This is a genomic window from Nitrospirillum iridis (assembly GCF_014205765.1).
Taxonomy (GTDB): domain Bacteria; phylum Pseudomonadota; class Alphaproteobacteria; order Azospirillales; family Azospirillaceae; genus Nitrospirillum; species Nitrospirillum iridis.
The window spans coordinates 385,952-405,133 of record NZ_JACIIZ010000005.1; the positions used below are offsets into that span (position 1 = coordinate 385,952).

The 19,182-nt window shown below is 69.0% G+C and carries 18 protein-coding genes; 10 read left to right on the plus strand and 8 right to left on the minus strand.

Features of this window, described 5'->3' with window-relative positions; all coding sequences use genetic code 11:
• Window positions 1-23: 23 nt before the first annotated feature.
• Window positions 24-1,307: a UDP-N-acetylglucosamine 1-carboxyvinyltransferase gene (murA, locus tag FHS74_RS11380; RefSeq protein ID WP_184800435.1), complete on the plus strand. Its 1,284-nt coding sequence runs from the start codon at window positions 24-26 to the stop codon at window positions 1,305-1,307.
• 34 nt (window positions 1,308-1,341) lie between these two features.
• On the opposite strand, the gene FHS74_RS11385 is transcribed toward murA, so the two are convergent.
• The 3 genes from FHS74_RS11385 to FHS74_RS11395 all read right to left on the minus strand — a co-directional run bounded on the left by FHS74_RS11385 (window position 1,342) and on the right by FHS74_RS11395 (window position 6,047).
• Entirely contained in the window at window positions 1,342-4,488 is a 3,147-nt protein-coding gene (locus FHS74_RS11385; protein ID WP_184800437.1) for a diguanylate cyclase, read from the minus strand.
• Window positions 4,489-4,681: 193 nt separating this feature from the next.
• Window positions 4,682-5,203, minus strand: a complete 522-nt coding sequence (locus tag FHS74_RS11390) for an FKBP-type peptidyl-prolyl cis-trans isomerase (protein ID WP_184800439.1) — start codon at window positions 5,201-5,203, stop codon at window positions 4,682-4,684.
• Window positions 5,204-5,324: 121 nt separating this feature from the next.
• Window positions 5,325-6,047 (minus strand): hypothetical protein, encoded by a 723-nt coding sequence (locus tag FHS74_RS11395; RefSeq protein WP_184800441.1) that lies wholly within the window; start codon window positions 6,045-6,047, stop codon window positions 5,325-5,327.
• 228 nt (window positions 6,048-6,275) lie between these two features.
• Here FHS74_RS11395 and FHS74_RS11400 point away from each other — a divergent pair, with 228 nt between their 5' ends.
• The 6 genes from FHS74_RS11400 to FHS74_RS11425 all read left to right on the plus strand — a co-directional run bounded on the left by FHS74_RS11400 (window position 6,276) and on the right by FHS74_RS11425 (window position 10,905).
• Window positions 6,276-7,547, plus strand: coding sequence for a glycosyltransferase (locus FHS74_RS11400; RefSeq protein WP_184800442.1), 1,272 nt, complete (start codon window positions 6,276-6,278; stop codon window positions 7,545-7,547).
• Between the two features lie 312 nt (window positions 7,548-7,859).
• Complete coding sequence (locus tag FHS74_RS11405) at window positions 7,860-8,231, plus strand: response regulator (RefSeq protein WP_184800587.1); 372 nt, start codon at window positions 7,860-7,862, stop codon at window positions 8,229-8,231.
• A gap of 5 nt (window positions 8,232-8,236) precedes the next feature.
• Window positions 8,237-9,109 carry a protein phosphatase CheZ gene (locus tag FHS74_RS11410; protein WP_343066903.1) on the plus strand — a complete coding sequence of 291 codons (873 nt, stop codon included), beginning with the start codon at window positions 8,237-8,239 and terminating at the stop codon, window positions 9,107-9,109.
• Between the two features lie 199 nt (window positions 9,110-9,308).
• Window positions 9,309-10,058, plus strand: coding sequence for a substrate-binding periplasmic protein (locus FHS74_RS11415; protein WP_184800443.1), 750 nt, complete (start codon window positions 9,309-9,311; stop codon window positions 10,056-10,058).
• A gap of 169 nt (window positions 10,059-10,227) precedes the next feature.
• On the plus strand, window positions 10,228-10,650 hold the full coding sequence (locus FHS74_RS11420) for a hypothetical protein (protein WP_184800444.1): 423 nt from the start codon (window positions 10,228-10,230) through the stop codon (window positions 10,648-10,650).
• A 54-nt stretch (window positions 10,651-10,704) separates the two neighbouring features.
• Window positions 10,705-10,905, plus strand: coding sequence for a helix-turn-helix transcriptional regulator (locus tag FHS74_RS11425; protein ID WP_184800445.1), 201 nt, complete (start codon window positions 10,705-10,707; stop codon window positions 10,903-10,905).
• 22 nt (window positions 10,906-10,927) lie between these two features.
• Here the strand turns inward: FHS74_RS11425 and FHS74_RS11430 are convergent, their stop codons facing one another.
• The 4 genes from FHS74_RS11430 to FHS74_RS11445 all read right to left on the minus strand — a co-directional run bounded on the left by FHS74_RS11430 (window position 10,928) and on the right by FHS74_RS11445 (window position 14,956).
• Window positions 10,928-11,530 carry an HAAS signaling domain-containing protein gene (locus FHS74_RS11430; RefSeq protein ID WP_184800446.1) on the minus strand — a complete coding sequence of 201 codons (603 nt, stop codon included), beginning with the start codon at window positions 11,528-11,530 and terminating at the stop codon, window positions 10,928-10,930.
• Window positions 11,520-11,876, minus strand: coding sequence for a PadR family transcriptional regulator (locus FHS74_RS11435; RefSeq protein ID WP_211106226.1), 357 nt, complete (start codon window positions 11,874-11,876; stop codon window positions 11,520-11,522). Before FHS74_RS11435 ends, FHS74_RS11430 begins: the two co-directional genes overlap by 11 nt.
• A gap of 71 nt (window positions 11,877-11,947) precedes the next feature.
• Entirely contained in the window at window positions 11,948-12,631 is a 684-nt protein-coding gene (locus FHS74_RS11440) for an alpha/beta fold hydrolase (protein ID WP_184800449.1), read from the minus strand.
• Between the two features lie 60 nt (window positions 12,632-12,691).
• Window positions 12,692-14,956 carry a tetratricopeptide repeat protein gene (locus FHS74_RS11445; protein ID WP_184800451.1) on the minus strand — a complete coding sequence of 755 codons (2,265 nt, stop codon included), beginning with the start codon at window positions 14,954-14,956 and terminating at the stop codon, window positions 12,692-12,694.
• 207 nt (window positions 14,957-15,163) lie between these two features.
• On the opposite strand from FHS74_RS11445, the gene FHS74_RS11450 reads away from it, so the two are divergent.
• The 3 genes from FHS74_RS11450 to FHS74_RS11460 all read left to right on the plus strand — a co-directional run bounded on the left by FHS74_RS11450 (window position 15,164) and on the right by FHS74_RS11460 (window position 18,233).
• Entirely contained in the window at window positions 15,164-15,508 is a 345-nt protein-coding gene (locus tag FHS74_RS11450; RefSeq protein ID WP_184800453.1) for a BufA1 family periplasmic bufferin-type metallophore, read from the plus strand.
• A gap of 102 nt (window positions 15,509-15,610) precedes the next feature.
• On the plus strand, window positions 15,611-16,972 hold the full coding sequence (locus FHS74_RS11455; protein WP_184800455.1) for a chloride channel protein: 1,362 nt from the start codon (window positions 15,611-15,613) through the stop codon (window positions 16,970-16,972).
• 142 nt (window positions 16,973-17,114) lie between these two features.
• Complete coding sequence (locus tag FHS74_RS11460) at window positions 17,115-18,233, plus strand: alpha/beta fold hydrolase (protein ID WP_184800457.1); 1,119 nt, start codon at window positions 17,115-17,117, stop codon at window positions 18,231-18,233.
• A gap of 57 nt (window positions 18,234-18,290) precedes the next feature.
• Here the strand turns inward: FHS74_RS11460 and FHS74_RS11465 are convergent, their stop codons facing one another.
• The gene (locus tag FHS74_RS11465) at window positions 18,291-19,154 is read right to left on the minus strand and encodes an MBL fold metallo-hydrolase (protein WP_184800459.1); all 864 of its coding nucleotides are present in this window, start codon (window positions 19,152-19,154) and stop codon (window positions 18,291-18,293) included.
• Between the last annotated feature and the right edge of the window lie 28 nt (window positions 19,155-19,182).

Consider the following 19,182-nt stretch of genomic DNA (forward strand, 5'->3'; position numbering starts at 1 on the left):
TGAACCGATCGGCCCTTATTCCCATGGACAAGTTACGCATCCGCGGTGGCAACCCGCTGAACGGCAGCATTCGCATCAGCGGCGCCAAGAACGCGGCCCTGCCGTTGATGGCCGCCTGTCTCCTGACCGAGGGGACGCTGACGCTGGACAACCTGCCCCATCTGGCCGACATCACCACCATGGCCAACCTGCTGGCCCAGCACGGCGTGGACATGGTCTATGAGGGGGGCGCCACCTCCTGCGCCCAGCGGGCGGTCAATTTGACCGCAGGCACCATCACCTCAACCGAGGCGCCGTATGACCTAGTGCGCAAGATGCGCGCCAGCGTGCTGGTGCTGGGGCCGCTGGTGGCACGCTTCGGCCAGGCCAAGGTGTCGCTGCCGGGCGGCTGCGCCATCGGCACCCGCCCCGTCGACCTGCACATCAAGGGCCTGCAGGCCATGGGCGCCAAGATCGAGCTGGAGGCGGGCTACATCCACGCCTCCGCCCCCGGCGGGCTACGCGGGGCGGAATTCGTCTTCCCCCAGGTTTCGGTGGGCGCCACTGAGAACCTGCTGATGGCCGCCTGCCTGGCCAAGGGCGAAACCGTTCTGATCAACGCGGCGCGCGAGCCGGAGATCACCGACCTGGCCCACTGCCTGGTGGCCATGGGCGCCGAGATCACGGGCATCGGCACCGACCGCCTGCACATCGTGGGCAAGCCCACGCTGCACGGCGCCCGCCACCGCATCGTGTCCGACCGGATCGAGACCGGCACCTACGTCATGGCCGCCGCCATCACCGGCGGTGAGCTGGAGCTGGTGGGCGGCGTGCTGGAGCATATCCAGGCGGTGGCCACGTCCCTGACCAGCGCCGAGATCGCCTTCACCCCCACTGAGGCCGGCTTCAAGGTACGGCGGGTCAACGGCGAGCTATTGGGCGTGGACGTGATGACGGAGCCGTTTCCCGGCTTCCCCACCGACCTGCAGGCCCAGATGATGGCGCTGATGTGCACCGCCAAGGGTGCCGCCATGATCACCGAGACGATTTTCGAGAACCGTTTCATGCATGTGCCGGAACTGGCCCGCATGGGCGCCAACATCACCGTCCATGGTTCGTCCGCCCTGGTGCGCGGCGTGCCCCGCCTGACCGGCGCGCCCGTCATGGCGACGGACCTGCGCGCCTCGGTCTCGCTGGTCCTGGCCGGCCTGGCGGCCCAGGGCGAAACCACGGTCAACCGCATCTATCACCTGGACCGCGGCTATGAGCGCATCGAGGACAAGCTGAACGCCTGCGGTGCCGAAATGGAACGGCTGAAGGGCGACTGATCGCGCTTGCGCCCCGGGGGCGGCATCATCCCGCTCACATGCCGGCGGCGTATTCCACCCGATTGCGCCCCAGGTGCTTGGCCCGATAGAGCGCCTGGTCCGCCCGCTTGATGATTTCCTCCAGCGACGGCGCCCCGGCCACGCCATGGGCGGAGGAGGGCCCGACGCAAACGACGCCGAAGCTGCACGTCACCGTCAGGCTGACGCCGAAAGCGTCGATATGGACGCCCGGCGCGCCCTCGTCCGGCCCCCCGTCCAGGACGTGCACCAGACCCGACGGCACCTCGCCCAAGGCGATGGGCGTGAGGGAGATGGCGCCATGCAGACGGCTCAACACCTCACCGCAATCATCCTGGCCCAAGCCCGGCAGTAGGATCAGGAACTCCTCCCCGCCATAGCGTCCGACCGCGTCGTAGCTGCGCACCGCGGCGGACAGACGGCGCGATACCTCGACCAGCACGGCATCGCCCGCCGGATGTCCGTGGGTGTCGTTGATGCGCTTGAAATGGTCGACATCCGCCAGAACCACGGTCAGGCAGCCATCATCGCGCCGGCGCACCAGTTCCAGCTCCAGGAGATCCAGGATGGCGCGGCGGTTCCACAAATGGGTCAGGCTGTCATACATGGCCAGCTGGCGCAGCCGCTCGCGCGAAGCCTCCAGTTCCCGTGTCCGCGCTTCGACCAGGGTTTCCAGGGTGCGGCGGCGCTCTACATCAGTGTGGGTTCGCCATCGATAGATGGCTATGGCCACGGCGACCAGGGCCACCGCGCAGGCGGCGAAGAACAGTTTCGTCTGCCACCAGGGCGGCCGAACGGTGAAGGGCACCACGATGGATGGGGCCATGGCTTGAAGCGCCGTGTTTCGGGCCACGATCTCCAGCGCATACGTGCCGGGCGGCAGGGCGGAGTAGCGGATTTCCTCCGCCGCCGTGACGTTCCAGTCGCCCTCCAGCCCGTTCAGACGATAGCGGTAAATCTGGCCGCCCCGGCTGCGGAAACTCGGGGTGGTCAGGTGGAAAGTCACGGGAGCGGTGTCCCAGGGTAATTCGAAGCCACCGTCGGGCGGCAACGCCACGCCGTTGCGTTCTATACCCGTCACCCGGGTCACCAGGGCCGGCCGGTTGAACAGCAGATCCGGCCGGGTGATATGGGTCATGCCCTTGCTGGTGCCCACCCACAGCGTGCCATCGTCATCCTCGATCAGCGCGCTTTGGTTGCAGTCATTCCAGACCAGTCCCGTCTCGTGGCCATACTGGCGCAAGGCGCCGGCGCTCCACACCAGGATGCCGCTATCGGTGGCCAGCCAGATCCAGCCGCGGCGGTCCTCCAGCACCCCCAGGATTTGCCGATCGCCGGCAAGGTCCTCAGCCACGTCCCCCACCGGTTGCAGCACCCCGTCGGTCGTCGCGGCGCTCACCGGGGCGGCACCGCGCGATTCCTGGACATGGGCCAGACGCACCGTCTCCCCCCCCAGCCAAAGGCTGCCGTCGCGGGCGCAAGCGATGACGTTGAACCGGGTCACCGGTGGCAAGCCGGTGATGGCCGGGGCCGTCCACCGCCCGTCGCCATAACGCAACAGCCCAACCTCGGTGGCGAACCAGAGGGCGCCGGAAGGGGCCTGGCAGGCGCTTGAGACGGAACTGTCGGACGGAATGGGCAAGGCGGTGCCCAAGGGCGCCACCCTCGGGTTGGGCCCATCCGGCTTGTCGACGACGAAAATGCCCTTCTTGCGGGTCAGCACCCACAGCCTGCCCGACCCGTCGACGAAGACCTGGAAGATCAGCGGCAGATGGGCGACGACGACGACGGGGGGCGGCTGGTCCCCCTCGCGTCCCCCGCGGCCGGCGGGGTCCTGGTAGAACAATAGACCGGAGAAGGTGCCACCCCACAAGCGCCCGGACTTGTCCAACGCCAGGCTGCCCACCTGGTGGTTCTGGATGGCCTGGGCGCCGGGCGCTGGAATGATGTGGGGCGGCCCGTCCCCATCCGTCTCCAGACGGGCCAAGCCGCCGTCGGTGCCTATCATCAGCTTGCCGGCCCCGTCGCGCCCAAAGGACCAGACGGATTCGTGTATCAGCCCCTGGCGCGCCGTCCAGTTGACCCAGCTGCGATACCCAACCCAGTGGGACAGGCCCAGCCCAGCCGATCCCACCCACAGATCACCATCATGGTCCACCAGCAGGGCGCTGACCTCCCGCGCCGGCAGGCCATTGGCGTCGCCTAGTTGCTCCCAGCGGGGGGCGGTGTCGCCCCCGTTGGCCGTTGGCCGGGCCAGGCGCAGCAGCCCCTGGTCACCGAAGGTGACGATATTGCGGTCCATATCCTGCAGCAGGGGCAGGAAGACCCTGACGTTGGTGCGGGTGGACGGAATGGGCAACTGGCTCGTGAACCGGTCGGCCCCCGGTGCCAACGCCAGCAGCTGGTGTTCACCCCGGGCCCAGAGGGTGCCGTCGACATCGCGCAGGACATTGCCCCAGCGGTCGGGAGAAACGCCCTGGTCCGGCCCCCACAGCCTCAGTTCGCCCCGCCGGATCTCGCAAAGGGCCTGCCCACACCCCAGCCAGATGTCACCCCCGCCCTGTTCACCAACGCCGAAAACCCGCACACTTTGAATTCGGGTCAGGGCGGGGTTGGCGGTCTTCTGCTGGGTCGAGAAAAAGGGCCGGGCCACCCAGGCCACCCCGCCGACAGGCGGGCCGGCCGTTGATTGCCCGGCAGGCGCGGCGGACTTTTCCGCCTCCACCACCAATAATTCCTCGCGCCCCACCACCAGCAGGTGGCCAGCGTCCAGCGACGCCAGCTTCTGCCCTTGCCATATCGGTACCGGCCGCCCCTCCTGCACCGTCGGGCTGAAGGTGCGGCCATCCCAGCGGTAGAGCCCCCCCGTTGTGCCCACCCACAGCACCCCCGACGGGGTGACATGGATGGCGCTGACATATGGTTCCCTCAGCCCCTCAGCGGGGCCGAAGCGCATGAACTTTCCGCCATCGAAACGATAGAGGCCGTTTTCCGTACCCACCCACAGGAAGCCCATGGCGTCCTGCGCGAGCGCGGTGATGGACAGGTTGGAAAGGCCGTCCTCCTGGGTGTAGGAGCGGAAGGCGTACTCCTGCGCGACCAGCGGGGAGGCTGGTAGGAAGGTTCCCAGCCAGACAAGGAAAAGTAGGAGCGCCCCGGGCACGCGGCGCCGTCCCTGTCTCGCTCCCACGGCGGTCGTCCCCCTGTTCACGGCGGCGACTGATCCCAAAACGTTGAGCATGACTGTCCCCCGGCTGCCGCCCCGGGTTGTTCCTGGGCGCCGCCCCGAACGACACCGTGATGTGACGGGGTTGTGCGCAACAACGCAAGATCCCTTTAAACGGGTGCAGGCCCCCTTAGCCGCCCTTGCGCGGCAGTTCGCCCGGCAGGATCTCGAACAGCTCGACCTTGAAGATCAGGGTGGCGCCCGGCGGAATGACACCATCGCCCGACCCCTTCTGGCCGTAGCCCAGCTCCGCCGGGATGACCATTTCCAGCTTGTCCCCCACATGCATGCGGGGAATCACCTCGACCCAGCCCTTGACCACCTTTTCCAGTGACATGACCGTCGTCTCGTCCCGCTGGTAGGAGCTGTCGAAAACCGTCCCGTCGATCAGCCGGCCCTCATAGTGCACCCGTATACGGCTGTTCGGCATGGGCTGCAGGCCCACGGGAGGCCCCTTGCGCAGGAAGCGGTAGGCCACACCCTCGGTGGACACCTCGACGCCCGGCTGCTTGGCGTATTCCTGGATGAACTGGTGCTGGGCGTCGACTTGGCCGCCGATGGCCGGCCGGGCGTTCAACTGCGCCTGGGCCGCCCCGGAAAGGGCCAACGTCGCCGCCAGCAGGGTGGAGATTAGAAATGTGTGCCCGCGCATCAAACCGCTCCTGCGACGCTGGCCGACTTTCCCGCGTGGCCCTGATCGGGCCAAGCGGCGAACCGGCTGCCGGTTGTTCTATTCTGGACGGTGGCTTGCCCCCACCCCGCAGCTACAAGCATTACGGCTTGGGCGTGTCCCCGCGCAAGCCTTCCGGCACCGGCGCGTCGATGGGTCCGAAATTCATCATGGTGTATCCCTTGGGCAGCTCGAACAGGCCGCCGTCCTGGCGTCCGCGCTTCAGGTCCATGAGATCCAGGCGGATGGCCACGGGGCCATTGCCATCGTTGGCCGTGCCCTCGACCCGCATGTAGACGCCGTCGGCGGTTGACCAGACCTGGCCTTCGAAGCCGCCCCCCTGGTCATAGGTGCCGACGACGCGGTAGCGGACCACCGCCTCGCCTCCCAAGGTTTCCCGGCCCACAGCCTCGGACTCCAGCTGGGACAGTCGGGTCAGGTCGGGCGCCGCCTCCGGGTCCTGGGGAGATAAGGGGGCCGCCATATGTGATTCCGGCTGCAACACGAAAGCGGCGTCACGATCCGGCCGCAGGATGAGGACGGTGCTCAACCCACCGTCCCTCATCTCCCGCCGTTCCCGGCCCTGGTCATGGAAGACGCGGAGCTCCTGGCGCACGCCGTTGACGGTCAGCGTCTCCGCCGCCTGATAATCCGCCCCCATCTTGGGCAGGCCGCCATCGGGCAGATCCGCGGCGGCTTTGGATGGCCGGGGGGCTGTGGTCTTGGGCTGGGCCGACCCGGGCTGGGTGGAGGTGGGCGGCGGGGCCGCCTGGGCCAAGGCGGCCGGGAAGAGCAACAGCAGGGCGGCAAGACGGGCGAACAGCATGGGGCGGGGAGCCCTTTCGGGTGGGAAGCGATGTGGGCCGGACCCTAAAGCAGATCGCGCGAAGGCGGAATCGCCTTTACGCTTGGGACCGCTCGGGAACGCAGTCCTTATAGTTTGGTTGGCGACGCGGCCAGTTGCCCCCCCCCTCCCCGCCGCTCACCCGCAAGGAGCCCTTGCCCATCCCCAAAACCCAGGCTAATCGGGAGAGGTGTTCGAAAGGCCGCCACCTTGAAAATCCTGATCGTTGCCGCCGGGTCGCACGGGGACGTCCTGCCTTTCATCGCCCTGGGTGCGGAACTGCGACGCCGGGGGCATGATCCCCATCTCTTCGCCGTCGCCGTTTTTGAAGAGTTGGCGCGGCAGGCCGGCCTGCCCTTCACCGCGCTGGGCACCGCGGCGTTCTATGAAACACTGTTGCGCCACCCGGACCTGAACCACCCCATCCGGTCGCTGGGCATCATGGCCCGGGCGATGGACCATGGCGGCACCGAGGCATGGGGGACCCTGACGGCGACCATCGCGCCGGGACGGACCCTGATCGTCGGCAGCACACTGGCTTTCATCACCCGCTCGCTGGCGGAACGCCACGGCCTGCCCGTTGTCACCGTGCATCTGGCCCCGAGCGTGCTGCGCACCACCCACACCCTGCCGCGCCACGGTGGCCCTGTACCCGGCCCCACCGCGCCCCGTTGGGTGAAACGCCTGTTCTGGCGCCTGGTCGACGGTTTGATCGTCGCCCCCACGCTGGGCAAGGTCATCAACCGGCATCGCCGGGCGGTGGGCCTCGCGCCGGTGCGTCGGCCCATGGCCACCTGGTTGAATCAGGCCGATCTGGTCATCGGCCTGTTCCCGGAATGGTTCGCCCCACGCCAGCCGGATTGGCCGGCCACTCTGGCGCTACCAGGGTTTCCCTTGTACGACGCCCCGCCGGGGGTGGACCTGCCCCCCGCCCTGCAGGAGTTCCTGGCGGCGGGGGAGCCCCCCGTCGCCTTCACCTCCGGCACCGCCACGGCACTCGCGCTGGATTTCTTCACCACCTCCATCGCCGCCTGCGGCCTGACCGGTCGGCGGGGCGTGCTGTTGACGCGGCATGCCGACCAGGTGCCGGCCCCCCTGCCGCCGGGCCTGATCCGGGTGGACTACGCCCCTTTCAGCCAGCTGCTGCCGCGCTGCGCCGCCTTCGTTCATCACGGCGGCATCGGCACCACCAGCCAGGCCCTGGCCGCCGGCGTGCCGCAGGTGATCCGCCCCATGGCCCACGACCAGTTCGACAACGCCGCCCGGGCGACCGCGCTGGGCGTCGGGCTATCCCTGAGCACCAGGCGGTACCGGCCCGCGGCGGTGGCGGGGGCGCTGCGCCACGTCACCACCGACCCAGGCGTCAAACGCCGCTGTGCCGAGGTGGCGGCGCTGGTCAGCGCTGGCGGCGCGATCTCCGAGGCTTGTGACAGCATCCTGGCGCTGGTCGGCGGCGGCGAACCGGCGGTTCCGGCGCGTTGAAGGGCAGGATCAGCGAACCCGCCCACGAGTTCATGGCCGTTCAACCGCTTGGGCGCGACCATTGGCGATCACGGTAAAGAAACAAGCTATCCCGGGGCGATGCTTGACAACCGTTTGGCCCCCTTCCAAAGTGCCGCGCGGCGCCGTTCATGAAGGGACGCGCCGGGAAGTGTTTTCATGTCCCGGAACGGGCAGAACGCCCACCCGGCAGGATTTCCTGACCGGCCACCGGATCGGAGGGGGCACTCTCCCGCGCCCTGTTTCCATCCTCCGCTCAACTTTTGGCTCTTGGGGGTTTGCGTGTCCTTGAATATCCAGGTCCTTGTCGTCGATGACTATGCGACGATGCGGCGCATCATCAGGAACCTGCTCACGCAGATCGGCTTCACCAAGATCGACGAGGCCGCCGACGGCGCCGAGGCGCTTGCCAAGCTGCGCGCGGCCAGCTTCGGCCTGGTCATTTCCGACTGGAATATGGAACCGATGACCGGCCTGCAGCTTCTGAAGGAAGTGCGCGCCGACGTCCGTCTGAAGGGTACGCCCTTCATCATGGTGACCGCGGAATCCAAGACCGAGAACGTCGTCGCCGCCAAGGAGGCGGGCGTCAACAACTACATCGTGAAACCGTTTAACGCCGACACGCTGAAGAAAAAGATCGAGAGCGTCATCGGCGCGTTGGGATGATGCCGGTGTCGGATTTCTTTTCCGACCTGTCTGACGAGGAATACGCCCGCATCGAGGACGCGCTGCAGTCCACGGCGCGGGGTCGTGCCTTTTTGCGCATGCGGGACCGCCGGGGCCGCGTCGTCGCCATAGACGACGTCCGGCGCCTGCTGAAGGAAGCGAAGACCGGGGGCGAGGTCGACAGCTCCGGCGCCCACATCCGCATCCTGCGGCGCGAACTACAGGAAATGGCGTCGCACATCGCCCAAACGCGGCGCGAGATCGCGGCGCTGAAGCCGGACGATCCCTCGGCCAACCGCATCATGTTGGCGACCGAGGAATTGGACGCCATCCTGCAGGCGACCGAGCACGCCACCACTGAAATCCTGAACGGCGCCGAGCGCATCCAGTCGGTCGCCGACCGCCTGCGCGGCGAGTCGCCGGCCGTGGCCAGCGAACTGGACAACGAGGTCATGGAAATCATGACCGCGTGCAGCTTCCAGGACATCACCGGCCAGCGTATGACCAAGGTGGTGAACACCATGCGCTATATCGAGCGCCGGGTGCACACCATGATCGAGATTTGGGGCCTGGAGAGCGAGGCGGCCGAGGCCATCATGGACGATCCGCAGGACGTCCGGCCCGATTCCCACCTCATTCATGGGCCGGCGCTGCGCGGCGGCATCGACCAGAACATGGTCGACGCGCTGATGGACGGCGGCGGCTTCGCGCCGGTCGAGGCCCCGCCGCCCCCTGCACCCCCACCGCCACCGCCCCCCGCGCCGCCGCCAGTGCCCCCACCGCCGCCGAAGCCGGCACCCAAGCCCGCCAAGGCGCCGGAACCACCCAGCAGCGACGGCAAGTTGAGCCAAAGCGCCGTGGACGACATGTTCCCCTGATCACCAGCCCCCGGGATGCCTCAAGCGCCCCGGGGGTTTGTATTTTCCCTTTGGTGGTCTTCGGGATGAAAGATTGGCGGCGGCGGCACAACCCTGGCGACAGCATTCCAAGCATTTGCCATGCTGGAAGCCAGGATGATGTCCCCGCCAGGGCCGCGGCACCCGGGCGGCCGCCAGTGGGGTGATACGGGGCTGACAGATGAGGGCACGCGGCGCATACCGGCCCGCCGCCGGCGCGATCACCCGGCGACACACCTTGGCCATCGGCGCGGCCGCGCTGCTGCCACTGTCGGCGCGGGGCGCCCGCGCCGACAGTGGCGCCATCCGCGCGGGCGGCAACCCCGCCTGGTTCCCCTATAGCTGGGAGGAGGGGGAGCGCCTGCGCGGCCTGGGAATGGACCGGGCGGAGGCGGCGCTTGGCCACCTGGGCCTGACGGTCCTGCCCATGACCTTTGGCCGGTGGCCGCGGGCGCTGGCGGCCCTGGCCCATGGCCAAGTCGACCTGCTGGTTTCCGCCCTGTGGAACGCCGAGCGCACGGCCCAGATGCTGTACACCGCCCCCTATGCCACGGACGATGTGTGCGCCTTCGTCCGCCGACAGGACCTGGAACGATACCACGCCGTGGCTGACCTGTTCGGGCGGGTCGGCCTGGCCCCGCTGGGTAGCGCTTATGGCGCCGATATGGATGCGCTGGAGGCACGGGGCCTGAACCTGGAACGCAGCGGCACGATAACGGGCATGTTGCAACGCGTCCGCCATGCGCGGGCCGACTATTGCGTCCTGGTCCGCCAGAATGGGCTGCATCTCCTGGCAAGCTTGGACCTGGCGGACGATCTGGCGCCCCTGCCCTTTCCCCTGGCCCCCGTGCAGGTTCGCATGCTGATCACCCGCGACGGCCCCCTGGCGGGCCGGCTGGAAGCGTTGAACGGCTTGATCACCGGCGTATGACGTCACGGGCTGGGGCGAAAAACGTGTCGCGCATACTTGTCTTGGGTGGCACCCTGTCTGTATTCTCCGACGGTTAGAGCAGATCGCACGAAGGCGGAATCGCCTCTGCGCGTCAAGCTGCTCGCGGACAGTCTCAAGCGAGAGCCGCCGCCCCACCGGAAGCCCCCCCATGACCGGCAAACGCTCCCTCATCGAATTCGTCGTCGTCCTGCTGGCCTACGGCCTGCTGATGACCCTCGCCATGGTGGCGCTGAACAACGGCTGGGCCCAGGGCGGTGCCCGTACCGCGGTGGCCCTGGCGCCCATGGTGGCCTGCATCGGCATCTGGTGGGCGGTGGTCCGCCACCTGCATCGCAGTGGACCGGAAGAGGCGCGGGTGCAACTGATCGCCATCGGCTTCGCCTTCGTCGGCACGGCCTTGCTGACCTTCACCTATGGCTTCCTGGAGGTCGCGGGCTTCCCGCGCCTGTCCATGTTCGTGGTGTGGCCGCTTATGGTCCTGCTGTTGGTCGTGGGCCAAGTCCTGGGCCGCCGGCTGACGGCATCACGGGGGGAGGACCCGTCGGAGGGGGAGCGGGATGACGAGGAGTAAGGTCCGGCGGGCCCCCGGCCGTCGCCGCACCGTGTGCCAGGAGGGGCCACTGTCATGAACAACCGGCTGCGTGAAATGCGCGCCCGCTATGGCTGGACCCAGGCGGACCTGGCCCGCCGGCTTGAGGTGTCGCGCCAGACGGTCAACGCGTTGGAGACCGGGCGCTATGACCCCTCCCTGCCACTGGCCTTCCGGATTGGGCGCCTGTTCGGTCTGCCCATCGAGATGATCTTCCGCGACGATCCGTCATCCTGACGGCATGCGGGTGCGCGGGCCTTCAGGACCGGGGCCGGGGGGCCCCATCCACGAGCAGGGCGCGGGCGCCGGTGCGTAGCAGCCACGTTCCGGTGATGTAGCACAGCACCGCCAGGACCAGGCTGACGGGGATGATGCCATACCCCAGCAATTCAGCCTTTGGATCCCACGTGCCGCTGGATGTGATGCCGAATTGCAGGGTGCCTTGCCCCCGCCAGAACCCCACCTGCGCCGGCAGCACCGGTTTCAACAAGGCGATGACGGCGAACGCGCCCCCCATCATATACAGCAGGAAGGCGCCCAGGCCGGACACCAGGGACAGGGCGCTACGGCCGCCCCGGTCCAGGAGCGCCAACACCAGCGGCACGGGCGACGTGCCGGCCAACGCACCCGACAATTCGAACTCCCGCACAAAGGCGCGGGCAAAATCGTGGGGGGCGCCCAGCTTGCGCAGGGCGTCGTCCAGCGCCGCTTGGCCCTGGCCCAACCGGTCGATCAGATGGGCCTGGATTTCCATCACGATCTGCTGGCGGTCGGCCTCCGGCAGCGGGCGCAAGGCCCAGCCCAGGCGCTGAATGTAGAGCGCCGCCACCGGCGGCAACGATGATGTCCCGTCAAGACCCATGACCGCCCTCCCCCTCCAGCAGTTCGTCAGCTTCCACCAGCGTTGTCAGGGTCTGGCGGAACCCTTTCCATATTTCCCGCATTTCCGTCAGCAGGGTCAGCCCCGCCGGCGTCAACGCATAGTATTTGCGCGGATGGGTGGCACCGGCGTCGAACGCCCAGCGGGCCACCAGCTTGCCATCCCGCTCCAACCGGTTGAGCAGGGGGTAGAGCGCGCCCTCCGACACGACGGCGCCGGCGGCGGCCAGGATTTCCAGGCCATACGCCTCCCCCCGTCCGAGGATGGCCAGCACCACCAGTTCGGCCGCGCCCTTGCGCAACTGCGTCTGCCAGCTTGTGACATCCATGGGCGCACTGTTCCACATGATGCCTTGCTATGCAAGATATCGTGCTTATGAGAGGTGCGCGGCCTGGCCCCTCACGCCAAGGCGTGCGCCAGCGCCTGTAGAACCTGGGGGTTGCGGCACATGGTGACATGGGCGCCGTCCACGGCCACCACCTGGCCCAGGGGTTCCGGAACCCAGCAACTCTGCCAGGCCACCACGCCGTCATCGCGGCTATAGATGGCGGTGGTGGGCAGTGGGAGGGGCCGGGACAGGCGCTCCGGATCCAGATCCTCGGGGTAGTGGCGGGCGCAAAGGCGGATCAGCGGTTCCAACGGGCTGGCGGTGGGCAGTCGCACAGGGCTGCCGATGGTCACCACCCGGCGCACCCGGTCCGGCCGGTCCTGGGCCAGGTCGCGGGCCAATAGCCCGCCCATGCTGATGCCCACCAGATCCACCAGCGCGCCCGAGACGCCGTGGAGCTCATCCAGCCGCCGTCGCAGACCGTCTCGGGCGGCAGCGGTGGGGCCCCAGTTGATGCCTTGGCCCCATGGAACCGCCGCATGGCCGCACCGGGCCAGGAAGTCACGCAGCGGCCGGGTGAAGGCGTCGCTGGTCAGGAAGGCGGGTATGACCAGCACGGTCCGATCACCGGCCGGCTGGGGCGGCGGCGGAGCGGGATGATAGCTGGGAAGCGACCAGAGTTCCCCCCACAGACGGCGGTAGGGCGGGCGGGCGACCGCCCCGGTTCGATCGAAAACGCCTGTCAGATCCCGCATCGCCAGCCCCAACCCGCACGTCCCCGAAGGATTTGGGACATGCGGGGCACCGTCAAGCCGTCATGACCGCGGCTTATCCCAAAGGGCGACATGGACCGCCAGCGCATCGGCCAGGGCGCTGACGACACCAGACCAGTCGCCGGGCCGGGCTTGGCGGAACAGGCTGGCGGTGGGGTACCAGGGACTATCCGTCCGGCGGGTCAGCCAGCGCCATTCGGAGCCGGTGTCCAGCATCAGCCACAAGGGCCGTCCCAGACCGCCGGCCAGATGGGCCACGGCCGTGTCCATGGTGATCACCACGTCCGCCTGGGCCAGAACGGCGGCGGTGTCGGCGAAGGTGCGCAGGCCATCGGCCATGTCCAGGAAGTCCTCCCGCACGGCCATGGGCAGGTCGATCGATTCCAGATCCCGGCGGCCGTCGTCGGTCTGCACCGACACCCACCCCACCCGGCCGGCCAGGCGCGGGTCGGTCAGCAGCGGCACCAGCGGGGCCAGACGCGGCGCCCGGTGCCGATGGTAAGGGAACTGGGTGGAACCGGCCCAACTGAACGCCACCCGCAGGGGCGGCAGCGTTTCCAGAATGCCCGACCACCTTTCAACCGCGTCAGCCGGCGGCACCAGATACGGCACAGTGTCCGCCGCCCAGCCCAGCCCCGTGCCCGCCAGCGACAGCAGGGCCAGGCAGTCCGCCTGGACCCACCGTTGGCCGGGCAGGGGCGTCGGCAACGACTGTTGCAGGGTGCCGACATCGTCCACCAGACCGGACGAAGCCAGCAAATCCAGCAGGGTGGCCATGCCGCGGAAAGCCACCCGCACGCCCGCCGCCCGCAAGGGACGGGCATAGCGGATGAAATGCAGGACGTCGCCATGTCCTCGGGTGGCGGTGATGACCAGATGCAGGCCGGGACATACCGCGCCATCCCACACCGGCACATCCGCCAGGGCCGGGCCCTGGCCCGGCATGCGCGCCCGCCAGGCGAAATGCGGGGCGCCGCCGACCACATCGCCCTGTTGCAGCAGGGCCATGCCCAGCCCCTGGTGCAGGACGGCGCTGTTGGCGTCCAGGGTGGGTGGGTGCAGGGCCACGGCGGTGCGGAAGCAAGCCTCCGCTCCCTGGGGATCGCCCCGGCGCAGGGCGATGAAGCCGCCATTGGCATGGGCTTCGGCGGAGTCGGGGTCAAGGGACAGCGCGGCCGCGACCTGCTCGGCCGCCTCATCGATGCGATTGGTGTCGATCAGCGCTGCCGCGGCCGTCACGCGCAGATCGGCCCGCTCCGGTGCCGCCCGCACGGCCAGCAGAATGGGATCCAGCGCGCCGTCCGGATCATGCGCCGCCAGCCGCGCGACCGCCAGGTCGCGCCATGCCTCCACCCCGGGCGTCACCGCCGCCCGTTCGGTGGCGACGACCACCGCCTCGCGGGCCAGGCCACAGGCGCACAGGGCGCGGGCCAAATTGCCCTGGACCCGGCCCCGGTCGACGGTTGGCGGGGGGCCCTTGCCGGCGTCGGCTTGCGCCTGTTCCTGCGCCAGATGGTCCAACGCCAGTCGATAGGCGGCCGCGGCGGCGAACGGGTCACCCTGGGTGAAGCGCGCATCCCCCAAGTCGCTCAGCAGGATCCCGCGGACGCCGATGACGACCAACGCGTTGTTCAAGACCTCGGCCGCCTCCGCCGGGCGGCCCAGTTGATACAGGGCCACGGCATGGTTGCGGTGATGATCCAGCACCTGGGGGGCGTACCGGACGGCGGCCGCGAAGTGACCGATTGCCGCCTCGTCCCGGGTCTGCAGGGCCAGGACACCCAGCATGTTCCAGGCGTCGGCGTACGTCCCGTCCTCCGCCAGCGCCTCCCGGCACAGGGCTTCCGCCCCACCCAGATCGTTGATCCGCAGCCGCTGACGGGCCAGCGCCAACAGGCCGGCGGCGTCCCCCCGCGGCGGTGCGCCAGCCGCCATCTCGGGAACGACCGCCAACCGGGCCGTCACCTCCGCCACCCAAGGGGCGTCGGGCGGGGCCAAGGCCAGCGCCCGCCGCCAACTGGCCGCCGCCGCCTCGACCCGGCCCAAATCGGCCAGGACCTGGCCCAGGGAGAGGTGAAGGTCGGCCATGGTATCGAAGCGCGTCAACGCCTCGCGGATATGGGCCTCCGCCTCGGTCAGGCGGCCGGCCTGGGCCAGCGCCATGCCCAGAAGATGGGCGGCATCACCCCGGCCCGGTTCGTGCGCCAGCACCTGACGATAGATGCCCTCGGCCGCCTCCATCTTGCCGGCCTTGTGCAGGCCCACGGCATAGCGCAGCAGATCGTCGGTTTGGAATGTGTCGTTCATAGGCCCGCCGCTCTCTTCAGGGTTCGCCGTCATTCAAGATTCCCCCGGCCAAGATTCCCCCGGCCAAAAGGCCCCCGGCGAAATACTATCCGTTTTGTCGCATGATCCGGGCGAAAGGGCGTTTTGCAAGCCGGCTCGCACCCCTTATCTTCGCCCTACCCGGGAGGGGCCGGTCTGGTCCCGTCCGGACCCAACAGGAGGAAGGCCATGTCTCAATTCCGTGCTCCGTCCCCCGTCCGGCAGACCGCGTCCGCGGATGTTCCTGCCACGCCGCAGACCGCGGTAACCGTCGCGGCCGCCCTTGCCGGCGCGCTGGCGCTGGCGGCTTTCGCCGGCCCGGCGCATGCCCAGGCTACCGAGAAGTGCTACGGCGTCTCCAAGGCCGGGCAGAACAGCTGCGCCAACGCCGCCGGTACGCACTCCTGCGCCGGGCAGTCCACCAAGAACTACGATGGCCAGGACTGGAAGGCGGTGAAAGCCGGCACCTGCGCCGAGATGGGCGGCAAGACCGCGCCCTTCAATGGCACCGGCACGCCCAAGGACGGCAAGTAAGATCCGGGCGGGCGGCAGGGCTTCCGCATAGGCGGCCCTGCCGTACCCCCTTCAGGGGCATGATCCGGCACCATCCCCGTCGCGTGAACAGGCCCCCACATCATGACATTGGCAGCGTACCGCCGCACCCGGCGCCTATGGCTCTCCCGCGAAGGCTGGCAGCGGCGGCTGGTGTTCTGGGGCGGTGGTGTGTTGGTCGGCTTGGCTGCCGTCATCTTCGCCACGCTGGCGGACAAGGTGCAGGAACTGTTCACCGGCGCCATAGCCGGGCGGCCCTGGCTGCCGCTGCTGGCCACCCCGGCCGGCTTGGCGCTGTCCGCCTGGCTGACACGCGCTTATTTCCCCAACGCCGGGGGCAGCGGCATCCCGCAGGCCATCGCCGCCCGCGAACTGCGCGACCGGACGGAGCGCACGGCCCTGGTCTCCATCCGCCTGGCGGTGGGAAAGGTCATGCTGACCCTGTTGGGCCTGGCGGTCGGCGCCTCCATCGGGCGCGAAGGGCCGACGGTGCAGGTGGGCGCCTCGCTCATGCACCGTGTCGGGGCGACCTTCGGCGGGCGCTTCCCCGGCCTGCTGCTGGCCGGTGGCGCCGCTGGCGTGGCCGCCGCCTTCAACACGCCGCTGGCCGGCATCGTCTTCGCGATCGAGGAGATGGGACGTGGCTTCGACATGCGCACCGGCGCCCTGGTGCTGGCTGCGGTGACCGTGGCGGGCGCCGCCCCCCTGGCCATCCAGGGCGACTATCTCTACTTCGGCCAAAGCACGGCGCACATGGCGACGTGGCAAGACTGGGCGCTGGTGCCGCTGTGCGGGGTGCTGGGCGGCCTGGCCGGCGGCGCCTTCAGCCGCGTGGTGGTGCGCATGGCCCGGGGCGTGGGCCACTGGCCGGGCCGGGCCGGCCAGGCGGGTCGGTGGATCAAGGCCCACCCCGTTTCCTTCGCGGCCCTGTGCGGCCTGGCCATGGCCCTGTTGGGCCTAGCCACCCGCGGGGACACCTACGGCACCGGCTACAGCCAGGCCAAGGCGCTGTTGGAAGTCGCCGCCCATCCTGAGGCTGCGGCCGCCGTCTCCCCCCTGTTCGGCCCCGCCAAATGGCTGGCCACGGCGCTGTCGTCCGTCAGCGGCATCCCGGGCGGCATCTTCTCCCCCTCCCTGGCGGTGGGGGCGGGGCTGGGGGCGGAACTGGGTCACCTGCTACCCGGCGCCAACGCGGAGGTCGCGGTGCTGGTGGGCATGGTCGCCTACTTCGCCGGCGTGGTGCAGGCGCCCATCACCGCCTTCGTCATCGTGCTGGAGATGACGGGCAACCACGCCATGGCCGTACCCATCATGGCCGGCAGCCTGATCGGATGTGGCGCCGCCCGCATGATGGGGGCGGAGGCCGTCTACCACGCCCTGTCCCACGGCTTCCTGGACCGGGCGCACAAGACCATCAAGGCCCGGGGCCCCTCCGCCAACCGCTGAGCCCCCACATCCACCTTGACCGACATGCCCCGCCACGAGAGCGTCGCCAGACGGCACCCGCCCTGACCAACGGCCTATACCGGCCCCGGCGACTACGCCCGTATATTGCATACGATACGAACCGGCCGGGAGCCTTCACGCCATGATCCGATCCGTCGCCCGCGCGCTGCGCGCGCCCGTCCTGCTGAGCGCGCTGCTGGGCGGCACCCCACTGGCCAGCACGGCCGCCCTTGCCACCACCCCGGCGCCCCCCGTCACCCGCGAGGGCGACGTGTCGGTGACGGACTTCACGTTCAAGAGCGGCGAGACCCTGCCTGAGGTGCGGCTGCATTACACCACCCTGGGCACACCACACCGCGACGCCAAAGGCAACGTGGACAATGCCGTCCTGATCCTGCACGGCACCGGCGGCACCGGCGCCCAGTTCCTGCGCCCGCAGTTCAGCGATGTGCTGTTCCGGCCCGGCGGGGTGCTGGATCCCGCGCGCTACTTCATCATCCTGCCGGACGATGTCGGCCACGGCCGGTCCACCAAGCCCAGCGACGGCCTGCGCGCCCACTTCCCCAAGTACGACTACGACGACATGGTGGCGCTGGAGCATGAGTTGGTGACCAGGGGCCTGGGCGTGGACCATCTGCGCCTGGTCATGGGCACATCCATGGGCTGCATGCACGCCTTCGTCTGGGGGGAGACCTACCCCAAGGCCATGGACGCGCTGATGCCGCTGGCCTGCCTGCCGCAGACCATCGCCGGCCGCAACCGCCTGTGGCGCCAGATGGCCATCAGCGCCATCAAGGCTGATCCCGCCTGGCAGGGCGGCGACTATGTCGAGCAGCCGCGGCAAGGCCTGCGCACGGCGGCCAGCCTTCTGGTCATCGCCGGCAGCGCGCCCCTTCAAATGCAGAAGGCCTACCCCACGCGCGAAGCGGCCGATACCGCCGTGGACACCCTGACCCATGCCCAGATGGACCATGCCGACGCCAACGACCTGATCTATCAGCTGGACGCGTCGCGCACCTACGATCCGTCGCCCCGGCTGGAAACCATCACCGCCCCCGTCACCTGGATCAATTCCGGCGACGACTTCATCAATCCACCGGAATTGGCCCTGGCCGAGCAACTGGTGAAGCGCCTGCCCCACGGCCAGTTCATCCTGATCCCCGCCAGCGACCAGACCCATGGCCACGGCACCCATACCTGGGCCGCGCTGTGGCAGGACAAGCTGGCCGACCTGCTGGCCCGCACGGCGCCCAAAGGCTGAGAGTGCGATCGGTTCGGATGGAAGCGTCCGAACCGATCGCCCGACGGAACAAAGACCCTATAGGGCGTTCAGCGGAATCTTCAGATAGCGGATGCCGTTATCCTCGGGCGGGGGGAAGTGCCCCGCCCGCACATTCACCTGCACCGAGGGCAATAGCAGGCGGGGCATATCCAGACCGGCATCCCGGGCGGTCCGCAACGCCACGAAGCGGTCCTCATCCACACCATCATGCACATGGACGTTGGCCGCGCGCTGCGCCGCCACCGTGCTTTCCCAGACAAAGACGTCACGGCCCGGCGCCTTGTAGTCGTGGCCGGTGAACAGCCGCGTTTCCGGCGGCAATGCCAGGATGCGACGGATGGAGCGGTAGAGCTGCCGGGCGTCACCGCCCGGGAAATCCGTGCGGGCGGTGCCATAGTCCGGCTGGAACAAGGTATCACCGACGAAGGCGGCGTCGCCCACGCGATAGGTGACGTCGGCCGGCGTGTGACCGGGCGTATGCAACGCGGTGATGGCCAGCGATCCGAGGGGAACACCCTCGCCATCCTCAAACAGGTGGTCGAAAGGTCGCCCGTCAGCCTGAAAGGCCGGTTCCAGGTTGAAAACGCCCCGGAACACGCGCTGAACCTGGCGGACATGGGCGCCAATGCCGATCTTTCCGCCCAGCGCGGCCTGCAGGTAGGGCGCCGCCGTCAGGTGGTCGGCATGAACATGGGTTTCCAGGATCCAGTCCACGGTCAGCCCCCGGGCACGCACCGCCCCGATCAGCCGGTCCGCCGACGCGGTGGAGGTACGCCCCGATTTGGGATCGAAATCCAGCACACTGTCGATGATGGCCGCCGCCCTGGTGGCGGGATCGGCCACCAGATAACTGACGGTGTTGGTGTCGGTATCGAAAAACGCCTGAACATCGGGATGCATCACGCCCCTCCCTCACCTGGAACCGCGC